Below are 15,140 nucleotides of genomic sequence, written 5' to 3'. Positions count from 1 at the left end.
TCATGTACGAAGTTTTCCGAAATAGACTATAATAAAAAGTTTCCAGTCATCTGATTGGAAACTTTTTATGATTATACTCAATGAAAATCAAAGAGCAAACTAGGAAACTAGCCACAGGCTGTACTTGAGTACGGCAAGGCGAAGCTGACGTGGTTTGAAGAGATTTTCGAAGAGTATTAACTATGTTCGGTGATAAACTTGTAGGCTTCTTGACCTGCGATAGCCCCATCTCCAACTGCTGTTGTCACTTGACGAAGGTCTTTCTGGCGAACATCTCCAACCGCAAAGATACCTTCAAGAGCAGTCTTCATGTGGTTATCTGTTACAATCCACCCTGCCTGATCTTGAATATTCAAATCTTTAGCAAAATCACTAACAGGGTCCAAACCGACATAAATAAAGACACCTCCGAAGGCTTGCTCTGTTACTTGACCTGTTTTCACATTTTCAAATACGACAGATTCTACTCGATTTTCACCTTTAATTTCCTTAACTACAGAGTCCCAGATAAAGTTGACTTTTTCATTTGCAAAGGCACGGTCTTGCAAAACCTTTTGGGCACGAAGTTCATCGCGACGGTGAACAATAGTGACAGTCTTGGCAAAGCGTGTCAAGAAGAGGGCTTCTTCTACCGCTGAATCTCCACCACCGACTACGAGCAAGTCTTGGTCACGGAAGAAAGCTCCATCACAGACTGCACAATAAGAAACACCGCGACTGTTCAGTTCTTCTTCTCCGGGAACTCCTAAGAGACGGTGTTTTGACCCAGTTGCCACGATGACAGTACGTGTTTCGTAAACTTGATCATCAGTGATTACCTTCTTATAGTCACCCTGGTCTTCAATATTCTCAACGTAGCCATAAAGATGCTCCACTCCAAGGTTTTCAAGTGGTTCAAACATCTTTTCAGCCAATTCAGGTCCACTGATGTTGGCATAACCTGGATAGTTTTCAATGTCAGATGTGTTATTCATTTGCCCTCCTGGCAGACCACCTTCAATCAAAGCCACTTTCAGATTGCTGCGAGCAGCATATAAGGCAGCGGTCATTCCCGCAGGTCCAGCACCGATAATAATCGTATCGTACATTTCGATTCCTTCTTTCTTGTTGTAACTATCTTTATTCTAACTCATTCTTGCTAGTCACGCAAGGATTATGCCTTGAAAACCAAGAGCAAACTCATGACGGCAAAGGATAACACCGGAACGACCAAAACTCCAATCATAATCATATCATAGAGATGAGCTTGGCGAGCTTTGGCTGTCTTGTCCACACCAGACATGGCTCTCAATCCAATCCAAATCCCCAGAAAAATCACGACAAGGATGGTCGTTAAGATCAAACTCTCGAAATATAAAGAAAATAAATGCAGTAGCATGATCTCTCTCGTTTCTATCTTTTTTAAAGAGTAAACTCAGCTAGTCCAACTAACTGAGTTTTCCTTTTTCTATTATATCAAATATAAGTCCGTTTGTAACTAGCGAAGAATTCTTTTGTCCGTTCTTCTTTCGGATGATTGATGATTTCATCAGGGGTGCCGGACTCGATGATTTTCCCTTTATCTAGGAATAAAACCTTGTCTGCCACTTGGGCTACAAAAGACATATCGTGACTGACCAAAATCATGGTCTGACCTGACTTGGCAGCATCTGCAATAGACTTTTCTACCTCACCGACCAATTCTGGGTCGAGGGCTGAAGTGGGTTCGTCCAAGAGCAAGACATCTGGTTTCATAGCAAGCGCACGCGCAAGGGCAACCCGTTGCTTCTGTCCACCTGATAAGTGGCGAGGGTAATGGTTTTCACGGTCAGAAAGTCCAACCTTAGCCAACTCTTCCTTGGCGATTTTTGTTGCTTCCTCGTCCGATAATTTTTTAACGACAACCAAACCTTCCTTGACATTGTCAAGAGCTGTTCGGCGTTCAAACAAATTAAACTGTTGGAAAACCATAGATAACTTGCGACGAAGGGTTAGAATCTCTTCTTGGTTAATCTGAGAAAAATCAACTTTAAAATTGTCAATCTGAATCGTTCCACTATCTGGAGTTTCAAGGTAGTTCAAACTACGAAGAAAGGTAGATTTCCCAGCTCCAGATGAACCAATCAAGGCCACTACTTCTCCCTTTTGAATATCCAAGTCCAGATGATCCAAGACAGTCTGTCCTGAAAAGGATTTGCTTAAATTCGAAATCTTAATCATTAACGAAGGTCTCCTTTCACATCTGTAGACACTGTATCAGGTGCAGAAATAGCCATTTTTCTCTCGATGAAACGACCGAGGCTTTCGATTCCGATATTGACTACCCAGTAAACAAGGGCTACGGAGATGAATCGCTCAAAGTAACGATAATCGGCTCCACCCAAAATCTGAGCCTGGGCAAAAACTTCGACAACACCCGCACTAAAAGCTAGAGAAGTTCCCTTGGTCAAACCGATGAGGGAATTGATTAAGGTTGGAGTAGCTACCACCGCTGCATTAGGAATAATGACACGACGATAAACTTGTGCACGGGTCATCCCCAGACTGCGTGCCGCTTCAATCTCACCAGGATTGACAGAAAGGATGGCTGCACGAATGGTTTCGCTGGCATAAGCCGCCTCATTAAAGGCAAAAGCTACAATAGCAAAGGTTGCTGCTGGAATAGCATTGATATTGAAGCTGGTTCCCCATTGTTGATTGAGGGCTTTCAGAGCAAGTGGAATCCCATAGTAGGTCAACATAAGCTGAACCAAAATCGGTGTCCCTTTTAAAAAGCTGACAAAAAAGGCTTGTAAGGGATATAAAATCTTAACACGGTTGATCTTTACAATGGCAAAAACCAAGGCTAGCACCAAACCAAAAATCGCACCGCTAAGAGTCAACATGATAGTTGTGGGAAGTTGTTGGACAATTCTTGGAATCCCATCAAAAACCGAACGCAAGCTAAAGAGCTTACCGTCTGGAATCAGCTGCATCAAGCTCTGGTACCAATCTGATGATAAAAGTGTTGTAACAGTCATAAAAACATCCTCTCCTGATAATGATTCATTCTACCATACTTCTGCTCACAAGCAAATTATTTGCTACGGGTAAAGCAGACTTTGTCTACCTTCTAGTTTATCACACTTTAAAACAGGGAAGCTATATATTTTACCTATCAAAGAGATAGATAAAAACTATTTCAAGCCCAGTTCCCCGTAGGATTTTCTATAGCCGATTTGCTTAACAGCACCATTTTCCACTAAGATTGGGCGTTTTAACAACATGCCATCACTAGCCAGAAGCTTGGCTGCTTCTTGCTTTGACAAGCTTCCCACCTTATCTTTCAGGCCCAGTTCACGGTATTTGATCCCGCTGGTATTGAAAAATTGTTTCACTTCAAAACCGGAAGTTTCTAACCACTTCAAAATCACTTCTTCACTTGGTGTTTCTTCTACGATGTGGACATCTTGGTATTCCAGTCCAAGTTGATCCAATTCATTTTTTGCTTTCTTACAAGTTGAACATTTTGGGTATTCGATAAATTCTAACATCTTCTTTTCTTTCTATTTTTTACTTTCTTGAAATGGTGCCCCTTCATGTTGCAAGAGCCAGGCTTTCTTTTCGACTCCAGATGCATAGCCTGTCAGACGATTGCCTGACCCCAGCACACGATGACAGGGGACGAGGATGGACCAGGGATTACGCCCCACTGCTCCGCCAATAGCTTGGGCAGAATTCACCTGCAAGTCTTGAGCTATTTGTCCGTAAGTTACTGTTTGACCGTAAGGAATAGCCTGTAAGTAAGCCCAGACTCGCTTTTCAAAATCCGTTCCAATAGGAGCCAAAGGTAAGTCAGATAAATCCTGAACACTGCCTTCGAAATAGGTATCTAAATAGGAAATAACTTGCTCTAATACAGGATGGCTAGCAACTTCTTCTATCGTTTCGTCTCCTAATCCCCTCTCAAAATGAGTTTGGTCCTGAACCCAAATCCCAAACAAATATTGCTCATCAGCAACTAAGGACAAGGTTCCAATTGGCGATAAGTAGAGCATTTTTGAATACTTTTTCTGCGTCATTTTTTTAATTTCTGATAGGCCAAGCGTTCTCCATCAACTGGAACTTTTCCTACATGACTAAATCCAAGTTTTTCAAAGATATGCTGCATGGCCTTGTTTTCTACATGCGTATCTGAACGAAAATCTAGATAATCAAAACCTTCAATCAAGCCTTCTAGGAAAGTCTGAGCAACACCTTGTCCTTGGACATCTGCTGCCACAGCGATACGGTGAAAGACCAGATATTCTGATTCTTCCCCATGCCAACTTCCTTCATAAATGGCTTCATAGGCTTCCTCTGGGCTCTTGGTCACAGCAGCATAGGCTAACAGTTCTCCCTCTTCCAAGGCCACATAGGCTTGACCAGAGATGATATCATCAATAATGATGTCAGCATTTGGATAGCCATTTTGCCACTGGTCACTACCAGACTTGGCTAAACACTTTTTGGCATCCTCCATCACCTGCATAATCGCATCTACTTCGTTTGGAAAAGCTAAACGAATCTCCATCTTTTCCCCTCATTTCTAACTGTTTTCTCTCATCATAGCATAATTTAAAGCTTTCTACAAGCAGTTGAAACTTGACTTTTGTTTTTTATTATTTTATAATCTAGTTATCGAAACTAGATAAAAAGGAGTTGGAAATGAATTCTAGCTTTTCCTACCCAAAATGGGAAGACATTCCAAACATTGACCTCTATCTGGATCAGGTTTTACTTTATGTCAATCAAGTCTGTGCCCCTATCTCTCCAGATAAAGAAAAGGGCCTGACCGCATCTATGGTCAATAACTATGTCAAACACGGTTACCTGACAAAGCCTGACAAGAAAAAATACCAACGTAAACAGATTGCCCGTTTGATTGCCATCACTACTCTCAAGTCTGTCTTTTCGATCCAAGAAATCGCTCAGACACTGAATAGTCTACAAACTCAAGCAAGCTCAGACCAACTCTACGACGCTTTTGTGGACTACATGAACCATGGGATTGATCCAGAAAATCCTATTATCCAAACCAGCTGTCAAACAGTTAAACTCTATCATCAAACTCTAGACTTAATCCTTATCAAAGAAGAGGAGGAAATCCAATGAATACCAGCTTAAAACTCAGTAAAAAACTCAGTTTTGGAGAAGAAATCGCCAATAGTGTGACCCATGCTGTGGGTGCCGTTATCATGCTCATCTTGCTCCCTATTTCATCCACCTATAGTTATGAAGCACATGGATTTTTATCATCTTTTGGTGTTTCTATCTTTGTTATCAGTCTATTTCTCATGTTCCTCTCGTCAACCATTTACCACTCTATGGCCTATGGTTCGACCCATAAATACGTCTTGCGAATCATCGACCATTCTATGATTTATGTGGCTATCGCAGGCTCTTATACGCCAGTCGTATTGACTTTGATGAATAACTGGTTTGGGTATCTGATCATTGCCATTCAATGGGGAACGACCATCTTTGGCATTCTCTATAAAATCTTTGCTAAAAAGGTTAATGAGAAATTCAGCCTTGCCCTTTATCTGATTATGGGCTGGTTGGTTCTGGCAATCATTCCTGCCATTATCAGTCAAACAACGCCCATCTTTTGGAGTCTCATGGTAACTGGCGGACTCTGTTATACAGTTGGAGCAGGATTTTACGCTAAGAAAAAACCTTATTTCCACATGATCTGGCATCTCTTTATCTTAGCTGCGTCTGCTCTCCAGTACATTGCTATTGTTTATTTCATGTAAAAAAGTTGAGAATCTTTTCTCAACTTTTTTCTTTACACATATTAATAAAATACTGGTGCAAGCTTACATCATCTGTTAACTCTGGATGAAAAGAGGTCACCAGCATATTTTTTTCTTGAGCTGCAACGATTTGGTCGTCTAGGGTTGCTAGGATTTCAACACCCTCTCCAAGACTACTGATAATTGGTCCGCGGATAAAGGTCATTGGAATCTTGCCAACTCCCTTACATTCTGCCTCTGTATAGAAGCTTCCCAGTTGGCGGCCATAGGCATTGCGCTCAACCACTATATCCATGGTTCCAAGATGACTTTCTTCCTGGGAAGTGATTTCCTTAGCCAGCAAAATCAAGCCTGCGCAAGTACCAAAAACGGGAAGACCAGATAAAATGGCTTCTCGGATTGGAACCAGCATCTGCTGGTCACGCAAGAGTTTGCCCATGGTTGTAGATTCCCCACCAGGCAATATCAAACCGGACAAGTCACTCTGATGCTGTTGAAAATCATCTAAATTTCTGATTTGTACACTAACAACACCTAAGTTTTCTAACACTTTTGCATGTTCTTCAAAAGCACCTTGCAAGGCTAGTATTCCGATTTTCATCTATTTTCCTCGCTCAGCCATGAGAATTTGGATTTCATTCTCATTGATACCAACCATGGCTTCCCCTAGATCTTCAGAGATTTGAGCCAGAATTTGAGGATTTTGGTAATTGGTTACGGCTTTGACAATGGCACTTGCTCGTTTAACAGGGTCGCCTGATTTGAAAATACCTGAACCGACAAAGACACCCTCTGCTCCCAATTGCATCATCAGCGCAGCATCTGCTGGCGTTGCAACACCTCCAGCTGCAAAGTTTACAACTGGCAATTTTCCATGTTCATGGACATATTGAACCAATTCAACAGGGACTTGCAAGTCCTTGGCAGCAACATAGAGCTCGTCTTCACGGAGGTTTTGAATGCGGCGAATTTCTTGATTCATCATACGCATATGACGAACGGCTTGAACGATGTCTCCTGTACCTGGTTCTCCTTTTGTACGAATCATGGAAGCTCCTTCAGAGATACGACGCAAGGCTTCACCCAAGTCCTTAGCTCCACAGACAAAAGGAACTTGGAATTCCTTCTTATCCACATGGAAACGGTCGTCAGCTGGAGACAGCACTTCACTCTCATCGATATAGTCAATCTCAATAGCCTCCAAAATCTGAGCCTCTACAAAATGTCCAATTCTGACCTTGGCCATCACTGGAATACTCACTGCTTCTTGGATCTCCTTAATCATCTTTGGATCACTCATACGGGAAACCCCACCAGCTGCACGAATATCAGCTGGAATCCGCTCCAAGGCCATGACAGCTGCCGCACCAGCAGCCTCTGCAATACGAGCCTGTTCAGGGTTCTGAACGTCCATGATAACCCCACCTTTGAGCATCTGTGCCAAGTTTTTATTTAGTTCATAACGATTTTCAGTCATTTCTTAATCCTCATCATTTGTATTGGTAGCTACCATTTTATTTTATGTCAGATTAGAATGAAGTACAAGATAGAAAAACAACAACTGTATGGGGACAGAAACAAGAAAAAACTATCTGACCTTCAGTTAAGGCCAGATAGTTCATCAATTCTTATTTTTCAGCTGTAAGTGCAGCCATTGTGATGTAGTTGTAAGGTTTGTTAAAGTGTGGCAAGAAGAATAGGTCTGTCAAGGCCAACTTATCAATTGTCACATGCTCTTGGATAGCAAGTGAGAACATATGAATTCCCATGCTGATAGCAGAATCACGTGATACCATTTGAGCACCAAGAATTTCGCGACTGTCTTTATCAAAGACAATCTTGATGGCAACTTCATGGTTGTCATGCTTCATAAATTCTGGTTTTTGAAGATCGTTAAAGCCTGTTTCAGTTGCGTTGTAACCAGCAGCTTTAGCTTTTTCAAGAGTCAAACCAGTTGAAACCATGTGAAGACCGTAGATTGAGATACCGTTTGATCCTTGTACACCGATTCCTTCAAGTTCGTGTCCACAAGCGTTGTAAGCACCAACGATACCAGTACGAACAGCGTTTGAAGCAAGCGCGATGTAGCTAGTGTCTTTACGAGCGTTGTCATAAACAGTCGCACAGTCACCTACTGCATAAACACCTGGAATTGATGTTTCTTGTTTCTTGTCTACAAGGAAGGCACCGTTACGGAAGAGTTCAATCTTACCATCAGCAAGAGCTGTGTTTGGACGGAAACCAACTGCAAGAACAACCATATCCACATCAAATGTTTCTTTGTCTGTTACCAAATGTTCAACTTTACCATCACCTTGGATAGCTTTTACTGTTTGACCAAGTGCCAAGCGGATGTTGTTGTCTTCCAAGTTCTTCGCCATCATTTGAGTGAAGTCTTTGTCGTAGTAGCCGTTCAAAACAGTGTCTACGATATCAACAAGAACAACTTCTTTTCCAAGACGTTCGAAAGCTTCAGCAAGTTCAACACCGATATAACCACCACCAACAACTGCGATGCGTTCAAGGTGTTTGCTCTTGTCGGCAAGTTTTTCGATAACTTCTTCTGCGTTTTGGTACAACTTAACAAATTGAACATTTTCAAGTGTTGCTTTGAATTCGCGGTTGCCCTTAACGATTTCAACACCTTCGATTGGAGGCAAGATTGGAGTTGAACCAGTCGCAAAGATCAATTTGTCATAAGACTCTTTATGTTCTTGACCTTCAACTTCTGCTGTCACAACTTTATTGTCATAGTCGATTGAAAGAACAGGTGAGTTCATGTAAACTTTTGCACCCTTAGCTTCCAATTTTTCTTTATCAGAGTAGAACAAGCCTTCAGCTCCGTCGATTTGCTCCCCGATCCAAAGCGCCATTCCACAACCAAGGAATGAAATATTTGAGTTTTGGTCAAATACAACGATTTCATTTTCATGTCCAAAATTGTCCAACATAGTATTGATACATGCTGTACCAGCGTGGTTAGCACCAACTACAACGATTTTACTCATAGAAAATTTCCTACCTTTAATTTAAAATTTACCTTTCTAGTATAACATTTACTGTTAGCGTTTACAAGGTATTTGCTTAGAATTCTCTTATTTTAAGCAATTTTAAGTTTTATTATATTATTTTTTTGAGTTTCTATCTTTTTTTATATTTTTTGAGCATATTTCTTGACTTTTTGTTAAAATTTATTTATGAAAACGCTGACTTTATGTTATGCTTGAAACATGGAAATAAAATGTAAGGGGTTCAATTCTCGTAAATTTAACCTAGCTTGAATATTTCCTTTGAAGAAGAAAGGAGTTGGTAGCTTGCCTCTTCGTTCACGTTCTGAACGACTAATGGGAACAACTATCACGATTTCATTAGTAGATGAACAGGCAGATTGCCTGCTTCAAGGAGCCTTTGATTTACTCAGAGAGCTCGAGTACCGCTTCAACGCCAACAGTCAAGAATCCGAATTGATGGAGATCAATCACCAGGCTGGAATTGCTCCGGTCAAGGTCCATCCTGACTTATTTGAACTGATTTCTCTTGGACTTGAGCATAGCCTAGCTCCATCTAGCCATCTAAACATCAGCATTGGCCCCTTGATTCAAATCTGGCGAATCGGTTTTTCAGATGCTCGACTCCCCGAACTAAACGAAATCGAAGCTGTCTTGCCTCTAGTTGACCCGCATTTTATCAAGTTAGATCCCGCTAGCTCTACTGTATTTTTAGAGAAAAAGGGAATGAAGCTTGATTTAGGTTGCTTAGCTAAAGGCTATAGTGCAGATAAGGTTGCTCAGTATTTAAAAGTACACGGAGTCACTTCTGCCTTGATCAATCTCGGAGGAAATATCCTCACCATCGGGAACAATCAAGCCAGAGAAGGGAAAGACTGGCAAATCGGTATTCAAGATCCGCGAAATCCTCGTGGCAATCATCTCCTAACCATTCCTGTTTCTAATAAATCCGTCGTCACTTCTGGTATCTATGAACGGCACCTGACAATAGACGGAGAAGACTATCACCATATTTTTGATAGCGAGACAGGATTCCCTGTCGAAACAGAGCTCGCTAGTCTAACGATTATCTCAGATAAATCCGTCGATGGTGAGATTTGGACAACCCGCCTTTTCGGAGAACGTAGCGCTTCTATCCTCTGGCAAGTCGAAAGTTTAGATGGCATCGAAGCCATCCTCATCGACAAAGAGGGACGCCTTGCTTGTTCTTCAGGCCTTCAAAATTGTATTATGTAAAAAGAGAAAGGAAATCTCATGCTAAAACTTATTGCCATTGTTGGAACGAACTCTAAACGTTCTACAAACCGCCAATTGCTCCAATACATGCAAAAACACTTTGCTGATAAAGCTGAAATTGAACTCGTTGAAATCAAGGACATTCCTGTTTTCAACAAACCAGCAGATAAACTTCTTCCTGCTGAAATTCTTGAAATTGCTGCTAAAATTGAAGCATCTGATGGTGTCATCATCGGCACCCCTGAGTACGACCACTCAATCCCTGCAGTTTTGATGAGCGCTCTTGCTTGGCTATCTTATGGTATCTACCCACTTTTGAACAAACCAATCATGATCACTGGTGCTTCCTACGGTACACTTGGTTCATCTCGTGCCCAATTGCAACTTCGTCAAATCTTGAACGCTCCTGAAATCAAGGCAAATGTTCTACCAGATGAATTCTTGCTTTCACTCTCTCTTCAAGCATTTAACCCAAGTGGCGACTTGGTTGACCTTGACGTCATCAAGAAATTGGATGCCATCTTTGATGACTTCCGTATCTTCGTGAAGATTACTGAAAAATTGCGCAATGCACAAGAATTGCTTCGCAAAGATGCAGAAGAATTTGACTGGGAAAATTTGTAAGATAGGAGACCGAAAGAATGAAATTTGTTGGACTTGTTGGATCAAACTACGATCAATCATATAACCGCAAACTCTTGGAATTTATCCGTCGCAATTTCAAATTCAAATTTGAATTAGAAGTTCTCGAAATTGACGAAGTTCCAATGTTTAACCAAGACGAAAAATGGGACGAAAGTTTCCAATTGCGATTCTTGTACAACAAGATTACACGTGCTGATGGTGTCATTATCGCCACTCCTGAGCACAACCACACTATCTCAGCTTCACTCAAATCTGTACTCGAATGGCTTTCATACGAAGTGCATCCATTTGAAAACAAGCCTGTTATGATTGTGGGTGCATCATACTATGACCAAGGAACATCACGTGCCCAAGTTCACCTTCGTAAAATCCTTGATGCTCCAGGTGTCAATGCCTACACACTTCCAGGAAATGAGTTCCTTCTTGGTAAAGCCAAAGAAGCTTTTGATAACAATGGAAACATCACCAACGAAGGCACTGTTAAATTCCTTGAAACTTGCTTAGATAACTTTGTAAAATACGTAGGAGTCGTTTCGAAATTGAAAAAACCAAAACCAATCGAACCAGAAGACTTGGATTGTGGAAAACCAATTGCTACAACTATCACAGAAGTTGATCCTGACGATCCAGAATGGGTAGAAAAAGTTGCAGCAATCACTGGAGCTGTTTCTGGTGATACCTATGTCAAATTGGACCACGGTATCCTGACCGTTAACCAAATCGATATGTTCTTGAAAGCTATGCCATTTGAATTGACATACGCTGACGACAACAACCAATTCCTCTACTACAACAACGCTCACCAAGATCCAGACACTATGTTCGCTAAACGTGTACCACCTCAATCAGGTAGCCGTATGTCGACTGTCCATGGTTCTCTTCCACCAGCACGTATGAAGAATGTAGAGTGGGTTATCGGAACACTTCGCAACGGAAACCAAGAATATGTTCGTACAATCGTTCCAGGTTCCCCTGCAGGTGTTATCAACACTCACAACTACCAAGCTATGTACTATCCTGACGGATCATACGCTGGTATCAATGAAATCGTCTTTAACTTCCAACCATGGCTTGACTGGTACCTAAAAGAAACGGGTCAACGTTTGGTGGGTGGTAGCGGACCTTTTGCTCCTGCTGCCGGAGGTCATGGAGACGCAGATGCTACTTCTGGCGCTTCTGATTCAGGGGATGCTGGAGGCCACGGTGGTGACGCTGACGCTACTTCTGGCGCAAGCAACTAAGAAACCAAAAAGGAGCCAAATGGCTCCTTTCAGATTGAAGACAAAGTCCTTAGAAGACACTTTTCTAAGGGCTTTTCTTTTGTAAAGTTGTATCATAAAGGTAAGAAAAGTTGTGAGGTGCTAACTATGTTTCACAAAGAAAAACCAGATTATCATCGCTGCCAATATGGCTTCTATACGATAGACGAATTGATCCCAAGAGATCACTTTCTTCGCCAAGTGGAATCAGAGGTTGATTTTGACTTTATCTATGACTTAGTTGAAGATACCTATAATCCAGATAATGGTCGTCCTTGGCGGACAAGATTTGATTGGCCGGAGCTACATCAGTCTCTCTCAAGGGGAAAAACAGCTCTTGCTGATTGCGCGCAGTCTCATGGAAAAGCCAGAACTGCTTATCTTAGACGAAGCGACCAGCGGTCTGGATCTCTTTGCCCGCGAGCGCCTGCTGGATCAGATTGGTAAGATTACACAGATGAATCAGGCTCCAACCATCCTCTATGTCACCCACCATGTAGAGGAAATCACTGCTGCTATGGATCATGTCCTGCTCCTAAAAGAAGGCCAAATCATAGCCCAAGGTCCTAAAAAAGAAATTTTTCAAAAAGAGGTCATGGACCGCTTCTATCCCCAACCAGTCGAGCTGATTGAGCTAGGAGAAGACCGCTATTTCATCAAGGTGGAGGTCAGGTCCTCATGAAGCAATTTTCTAATACCATCTTCAATCTGGGCTACTTCCTGATTCTGACCATGACTGCGATTGCCTTGCTTTTCCTGTCTGGGCAGATTCTGCTGTCACATACTTACATGCCTTTGAGGATTGCTGAGGGGGTCCAATTCGTCAGTAATCCTTGGTATTTCTACCCTATACTCTTACTCTTTCTCCTCAGCCTCTTTTTAATCCGGCCCCTGTTGGAAAAAGTTCAGACCAAGCATCTTTTTTGGATTCTGTCTTTCATCTTTATAGCAGCAGCGATTTTTCTGATAACGGCCTACGATGGCCGCATCCGAGCTGACGCCAAGCACGTTTTCAATGCAGCGCTAGCCTTTAACCGAGGAGATTACAGCTCGCTGACAATCGTCGGAAGCTACATGTATCGCAATCCCCATCAGCTAGGACTGATGACTCTGGAGCGACTTTATGCTTTTATTTCTCCGACGACTCAGTTTGCCTTTAGCATGAATGTCGTCTGGACTTTACTCAGTCATTTCTTGATTTACAAGATTACTGCCCTGCTCAATGCCAGAGAAATGATCCAAAAATACACGATTCTGCTGACTTTTCTCTTTCTACCACAGCTATTTTTCGTTCTCTTTGTCTACGGTACCATTCCTGGGCTCTTCTTCTGTCTGCTCAGTCTCTATGCTTTTATCAAGCTGGATCAGAAAGGAAACTTACTCTATGCTTTGCTGGGAGCTGCCAGCATCAGTCTGGCCTGCCTCCTGCGCAACAACTACATTATCTTTGCCATTATGCTGATTGGCGTCTACTTCCTGTCCATTTTTTATAAATGGTCTTGGAAGAAACCACTAGTCGTAATTCTGATTTTAGTCGGCACCGTTCTTTCAAACAAGGGTCTGACTGCCTATTATGAGCAGCTGATTGGGGGCAAGATAGGTGTCGGCACACCAAAAATCGCCTACATCACTATGGGCCTGCGGGATAATCCTAATCGGAAGACCTTGGGAGGCTGGCACGATGCCTACAATACCAAGATTCTCAAGCGCAACAATTACGATGAAAATTTGACTACAGAAATGCCCACTCGGGATTTGAAAGATATCCTGATTCACTTCAGCAAGCATCCTGTTTATGCGCTGAAATTCTTCTACGAAAAGGTCAAGTCTACCTGAACTGAGCCGACTTTTCAGTCTATCTGGACTGGGCCTCAGATTGAGCGCCAGCAGTACATGAAGCCAACTATTCTGCGCAGTATTTATGAGGAAAGAAAGGGTTATCAGATTGTTAATTTCCTGCTCTTGACCCTGCTAGCCAGTATCTATCTGCTCTCCTGTTTCTTTATCCTGCATAAATTTTTCGTCGCCGAGGAAAAGCTGACGCCTTTTGACCTCTATCCTTTCATCTTTCTCTTGGGGGGCGGCCTCTTCCACTTCTTCTGGGAAACCAAGAGCCAGTATGTATATATCTATGTCCTCCTTCTCATCCCTTCCGCCGCTCAATCCTTAGTAGACCTGAGCGATTGGTGGAAGAACAAAGGAAAAGGGAAATCAACAGACCAGCTTGAGAAAAACCTATAAAACTTGAACACTTGCTAATAATTTGTTATAATTTTTTAGGAATACTAAGTGAAACAAAGTTAAATTTGTAATTAAAATGTTTTGTATTTTGCGAAGGGAGAATAGCGATTTATGTTTTCAATATTAGGTGCAGTATTATTTGGAGTTATAGCAATTATGACAGTTCTTGTTGCTTGCGGTCTGCCTTTGGGCGAATATACAATGGGTGGTCAACATAAAATCTTACCTAAGAAATTTAGACTTGCGGCAGTCCTTTCAGTAGCTATCCAAATTTTTGCCATGATCATTATTTTGCAAGCTGGAGGTTTGCTTCCCTTGTGGTTTTCTTTTAAGATTACTAAATATATTTGTTTCTTCTTTGCCGCTTACCTATCCTTGAATACGATTATGAACATGATTTCAAAAAGTAAGAAAGAAAAATATGTTATGACTCCGATTTCACTTATAGCTGGAATATGTTTTTGGATAACAGCATTTCAGATGTAGCATGTAAAGTGAGGAACATCTACAGTGCGTCAAATTGGGGTTTGGCAATAACATTTCTATACATGATTACCAATGAGATTATTGTGCTATCATGAATACTGGAGTCGCAAAGACGATGAAACATAAGAATTTGTCTAAATGAATAGAAAAATTTTTAAAGCAGTAAATCGCAATGGTTTACTGCTTTTTTGCTTATTTTGAGAAGTCATAACCACCCGTCAAAACGGGTGACTTGTACACCGGCTATAAGCCGTTTCCCTTTAGCGACGTCTAAAGACGTTCGCTGAACTTCTTTTAGGTTAATGCTATGATTACTTGACTAATGCCCGTGAAAACGGGATTTTACCTTGTTCTAAAACTGCCATCTGAGAACGCTTTGCCACTTAACTTATCAAAGACAAGGTCATTTTTTCCCAATCTCGTATATATTTAGAAACTATCTTTTCATTTAGGCCCACGGTACTCACATAGTCTCCTCTCGCCCAAAACTTTCGATTGTCATAATATAC

General features: G+C 41.7%; 16 protein-coding genes and 4 pseudogenes. 9 read left to right on the top strand and 11 right to left on the bottom strand.

What is annotated here, in order from left to right:
* Positions 1 to 176: 176 nt before the first annotated feature.
* The 7 genes from trxB to SORDD24_RS06575 form a co-directional block, all read right to left on the bottom strand.
* Complete coding sequence (gene trxB / locus SORDD24_RS06605) at positions 177 to 1,088, bottom strand: thioredoxin-disulfide reductase (RefSeq protein ID WP_061408869.1); 912 nt, start codon at positions 1,086 to 1,088, stop codon at positions 177 to 179.
* Between the two features lie 65 nt (positions 1,089 to 1,153).
* A complete protein-coding gene (locus SORDD24_RS06600; protein WP_000924294.1) occupies positions 1,154 to 1,378 on the bottom strand; it encodes a DUF4059 family protein in 225 nt (74 codons plus the stop codon).
* Between the two features lie 77 nt (positions 1,379 to 1,455).
* A complete protein-coding gene (locus SORDD24_RS06595) occupies positions 1,456 to 2,199 on the bottom strand; it encodes an amino acid ABC transporter ATP-binding protein (RefSeq protein ID WP_061408866.1) in 744 nt (247 codons plus the stop codon).
* Positions 2,199 to 2,999: an amino acid ABC transporter permease gene (locus SORDD24_RS06590; protein ID WP_061408863.1), complete on the bottom strand. Its 801-nt coding sequence runs from the start codon at positions 2,997 to 2,999 to the stop codon at positions 2,199 to 2,201. Before SORDD24_RS06590 ends, SORDD24_RS06595 begins: the two co-directional genes overlap by 1 nt.
* Positions 3,000 to 3,155: 156 nt before the next feature.
* Positions 3,156 to 3,512: an arsenate reductase family protein gene (locus tag SORDD24_RS06585; protein WP_061408860.1), complete on the bottom strand. Its 357-nt coding sequence runs from the start codon at positions 3,510 to 3,512 to the stop codon at positions 3,156 to 3,158.
* 12 nt (positions 3,513 to 3,524) lie between these two features.
* On the bottom strand, positions 3,525 to 4,040 hold the full coding sequence (locus SORDD24_RS06580) for a methylated-DNA--[protein]-cysteine S-methyltransferase (RefSeq protein ID WP_061408858.1): 516 nt from the start codon (positions 4,038 to 4,040) through the stop codon (positions 3,525 to 3,527).
* Positions 4,037 to 4,531, bottom strand: a complete 495-nt coding sequence (locus SORDD24_RS06575) for a GNAT family N-acetyltransferase (protein ID WP_061408855.1) — start codon at positions 4,529 to 4,531, stop codon at positions 4,037 to 4,039. Before SORDD24_RS06575 ends, SORDD24_RS06580 begins: the two co-directional genes overlap by 4 nt.
* Positions 4,532 to 4,665: 134 nt before the next feature.
* Here SORDD24_RS06575 and SORDD24_RS06570 point away from each other — a divergent pair, with 134 nt between their 5' ends.
* Positions 4,666 to 5,112, top strand: coding sequence for a DUF1836 domain-containing protein (locus SORDD24_RS06570; RefSeq protein WP_061408850.1), 447 nt, complete (start codon positions 4,666 to 4,668; stop codon positions 5,110 to 5,112).
* Positions 5,109 to 5,756 (top strand): PAQR family membrane homeostasis protein TrhA, encoded by a 648-nt coding sequence (gene trhA, locus SORDD24_RS06565; protein WP_001097971.1) that lies wholly within the window; start codon positions 5,109 to 5,111, stop codon positions 5,754 to 5,756. Before SORDD24_RS06570 ends, trhA begins: the two co-directional genes overlap by 4 nt.
* Positions 5,757 to 5,775: 19 nt before the next feature.
* On the opposite strand, the gene pdxT is transcribed toward trhA, so the two are convergent.
* From pdxT to nox, 3 genes are all read right to left on the bottom strand, one after another.
* On the bottom strand, positions 5,776 to 6,357 hold the full coding sequence (gene pdxT / locus SORDD24_RS06560; protein WP_061408847.1) for a pyridoxal 5'-phosphate synthase glutaminase subunit PdxT: 582 nt from the start codon (positions 6,355 to 6,357) through the stop codon (positions 5,776 to 5,778).
* A complete protein-coding gene (gene pdxS / locus SORDD24_RS06555; protein ID WP_061408844.1) occupies positions 6,358 to 7,233 on the bottom strand; it encodes a pyridoxal 5'-phosphate synthase lyase subunit PdxS in 876 nt (291 codons plus the stop codon).
* A gap of 151 nt (positions 7,234 to 7,384) precedes the next feature.
* Entirely contained in the window at positions 7,385 to 8,764 is a 1,380-nt protein-coding gene (gene nox, locus SORDD24_RS06550; RefSeq protein WP_061408842.1) for a H2O-forming NADH oxidase, read from the bottom strand.
* Positions 8,765 to 9,070: 306 nt separating this feature from the next.
* On the opposite strand from nox, the gene SORDD24_RS06545 reads away from it, so the two are divergent.
* The 7 genes and pseudogenes from SORDD24_RS06545 (at position 9,071) to SORDD24_RS06520 (ending at position 14,631) form a co-directional block, all read left to right on the top strand.
* On the top strand, positions 9,071 to 10,000 hold the full coding sequence (locus tag SORDD24_RS06545; protein ID WP_061408839.1) for an FAD:protein FMN transferase: 930 nt from the start codon (positions 9,071 to 9,073) through the stop codon (positions 9,998 to 10,000).
* Between the two features lie 18 nt (positions 10,001 to 10,018).
* Complete coding sequence (locus SORDD24_RS06540) at positions 10,019 to 10,624, top strand: NADPH-dependent FMN reductase (protein WP_061408836.1); 606 nt, start codon at positions 10,019 to 10,021, stop codon at positions 10,622 to 10,624.
* Positions 10,625 to 10,641: 17 nt separating this feature from the next.
* Entirely contained in the window at positions 10,642 to 11,886 is a 1,245-nt protein-coding gene (locus SORDD24_RS06535; RefSeq protein WP_000673672.1) for an NAD(P)H-dependent oxidoreductase, read from the top strand.
* A 126-nt stretch (positions 11,887 to 12,012) separates the two neighbouring features.
* Positions 12,013 to 12,180 (top strand): annotated as a pseudogene (locus SORDD24_RS11165) (IS5/IS1182 family transposase); the annotation flags it as partial.
* Positions 12,179 to 12,586: pseudogene (locus SORDD24_RS06530) on the top strand (ATP-binding cassette domain-containing protein); the annotation flags it as partial. The pseudogenes SORDD24_RS11165 and SORDD24_RS06530, both read left to right, overlap by 2 nt.
* Positions 12,583 to 14,145: pseudogene (locus tag SORDD24_RS06525) on the top strand (ArnT family glycosyltransferase). The pseudogenes SORDD24_RS06530 and SORDD24_RS06525, both read left to right, overlap by 4 nt.
* Before the next feature lie 111 nt (positions 14,146 to 14,256).
* Positions 14,257 to 14,631 carry a hypothetical protein gene (locus SORDD24_RS06520; protein WP_061408833.1) on the top strand — a complete coding sequence of 125 codons (375 nt, stop codon included), beginning with the start codon at positions 14,257 to 14,259 and terminating at the stop codon, positions 14,629 to 14,631.
* A 342-nt stretch (positions 14,632 to 14,973) separates the two neighbouring features.
* On the opposite strand, the pseudogene SORDD24_RS11705 reads toward SORDD24_RS06520, so the two are convergent.
* Positions 14,974 to 15,140, bottom strand: a pseudogene (locus tag SORDD24_RS11705) (IS200/IS605 family transposase); the annotation flags it as partial.

This window comes from Streptococcus oralis (genome assembly GCF_001579175.1).
GTDB lineage: Bacteria > Bacillota > Bacilli > Lactobacillales > Streptococcaceae > Streptococcus > Streptococcus oralis_O.
This window is presented reverse-complemented; position numbering and strand designations above follow the sequence as displayed.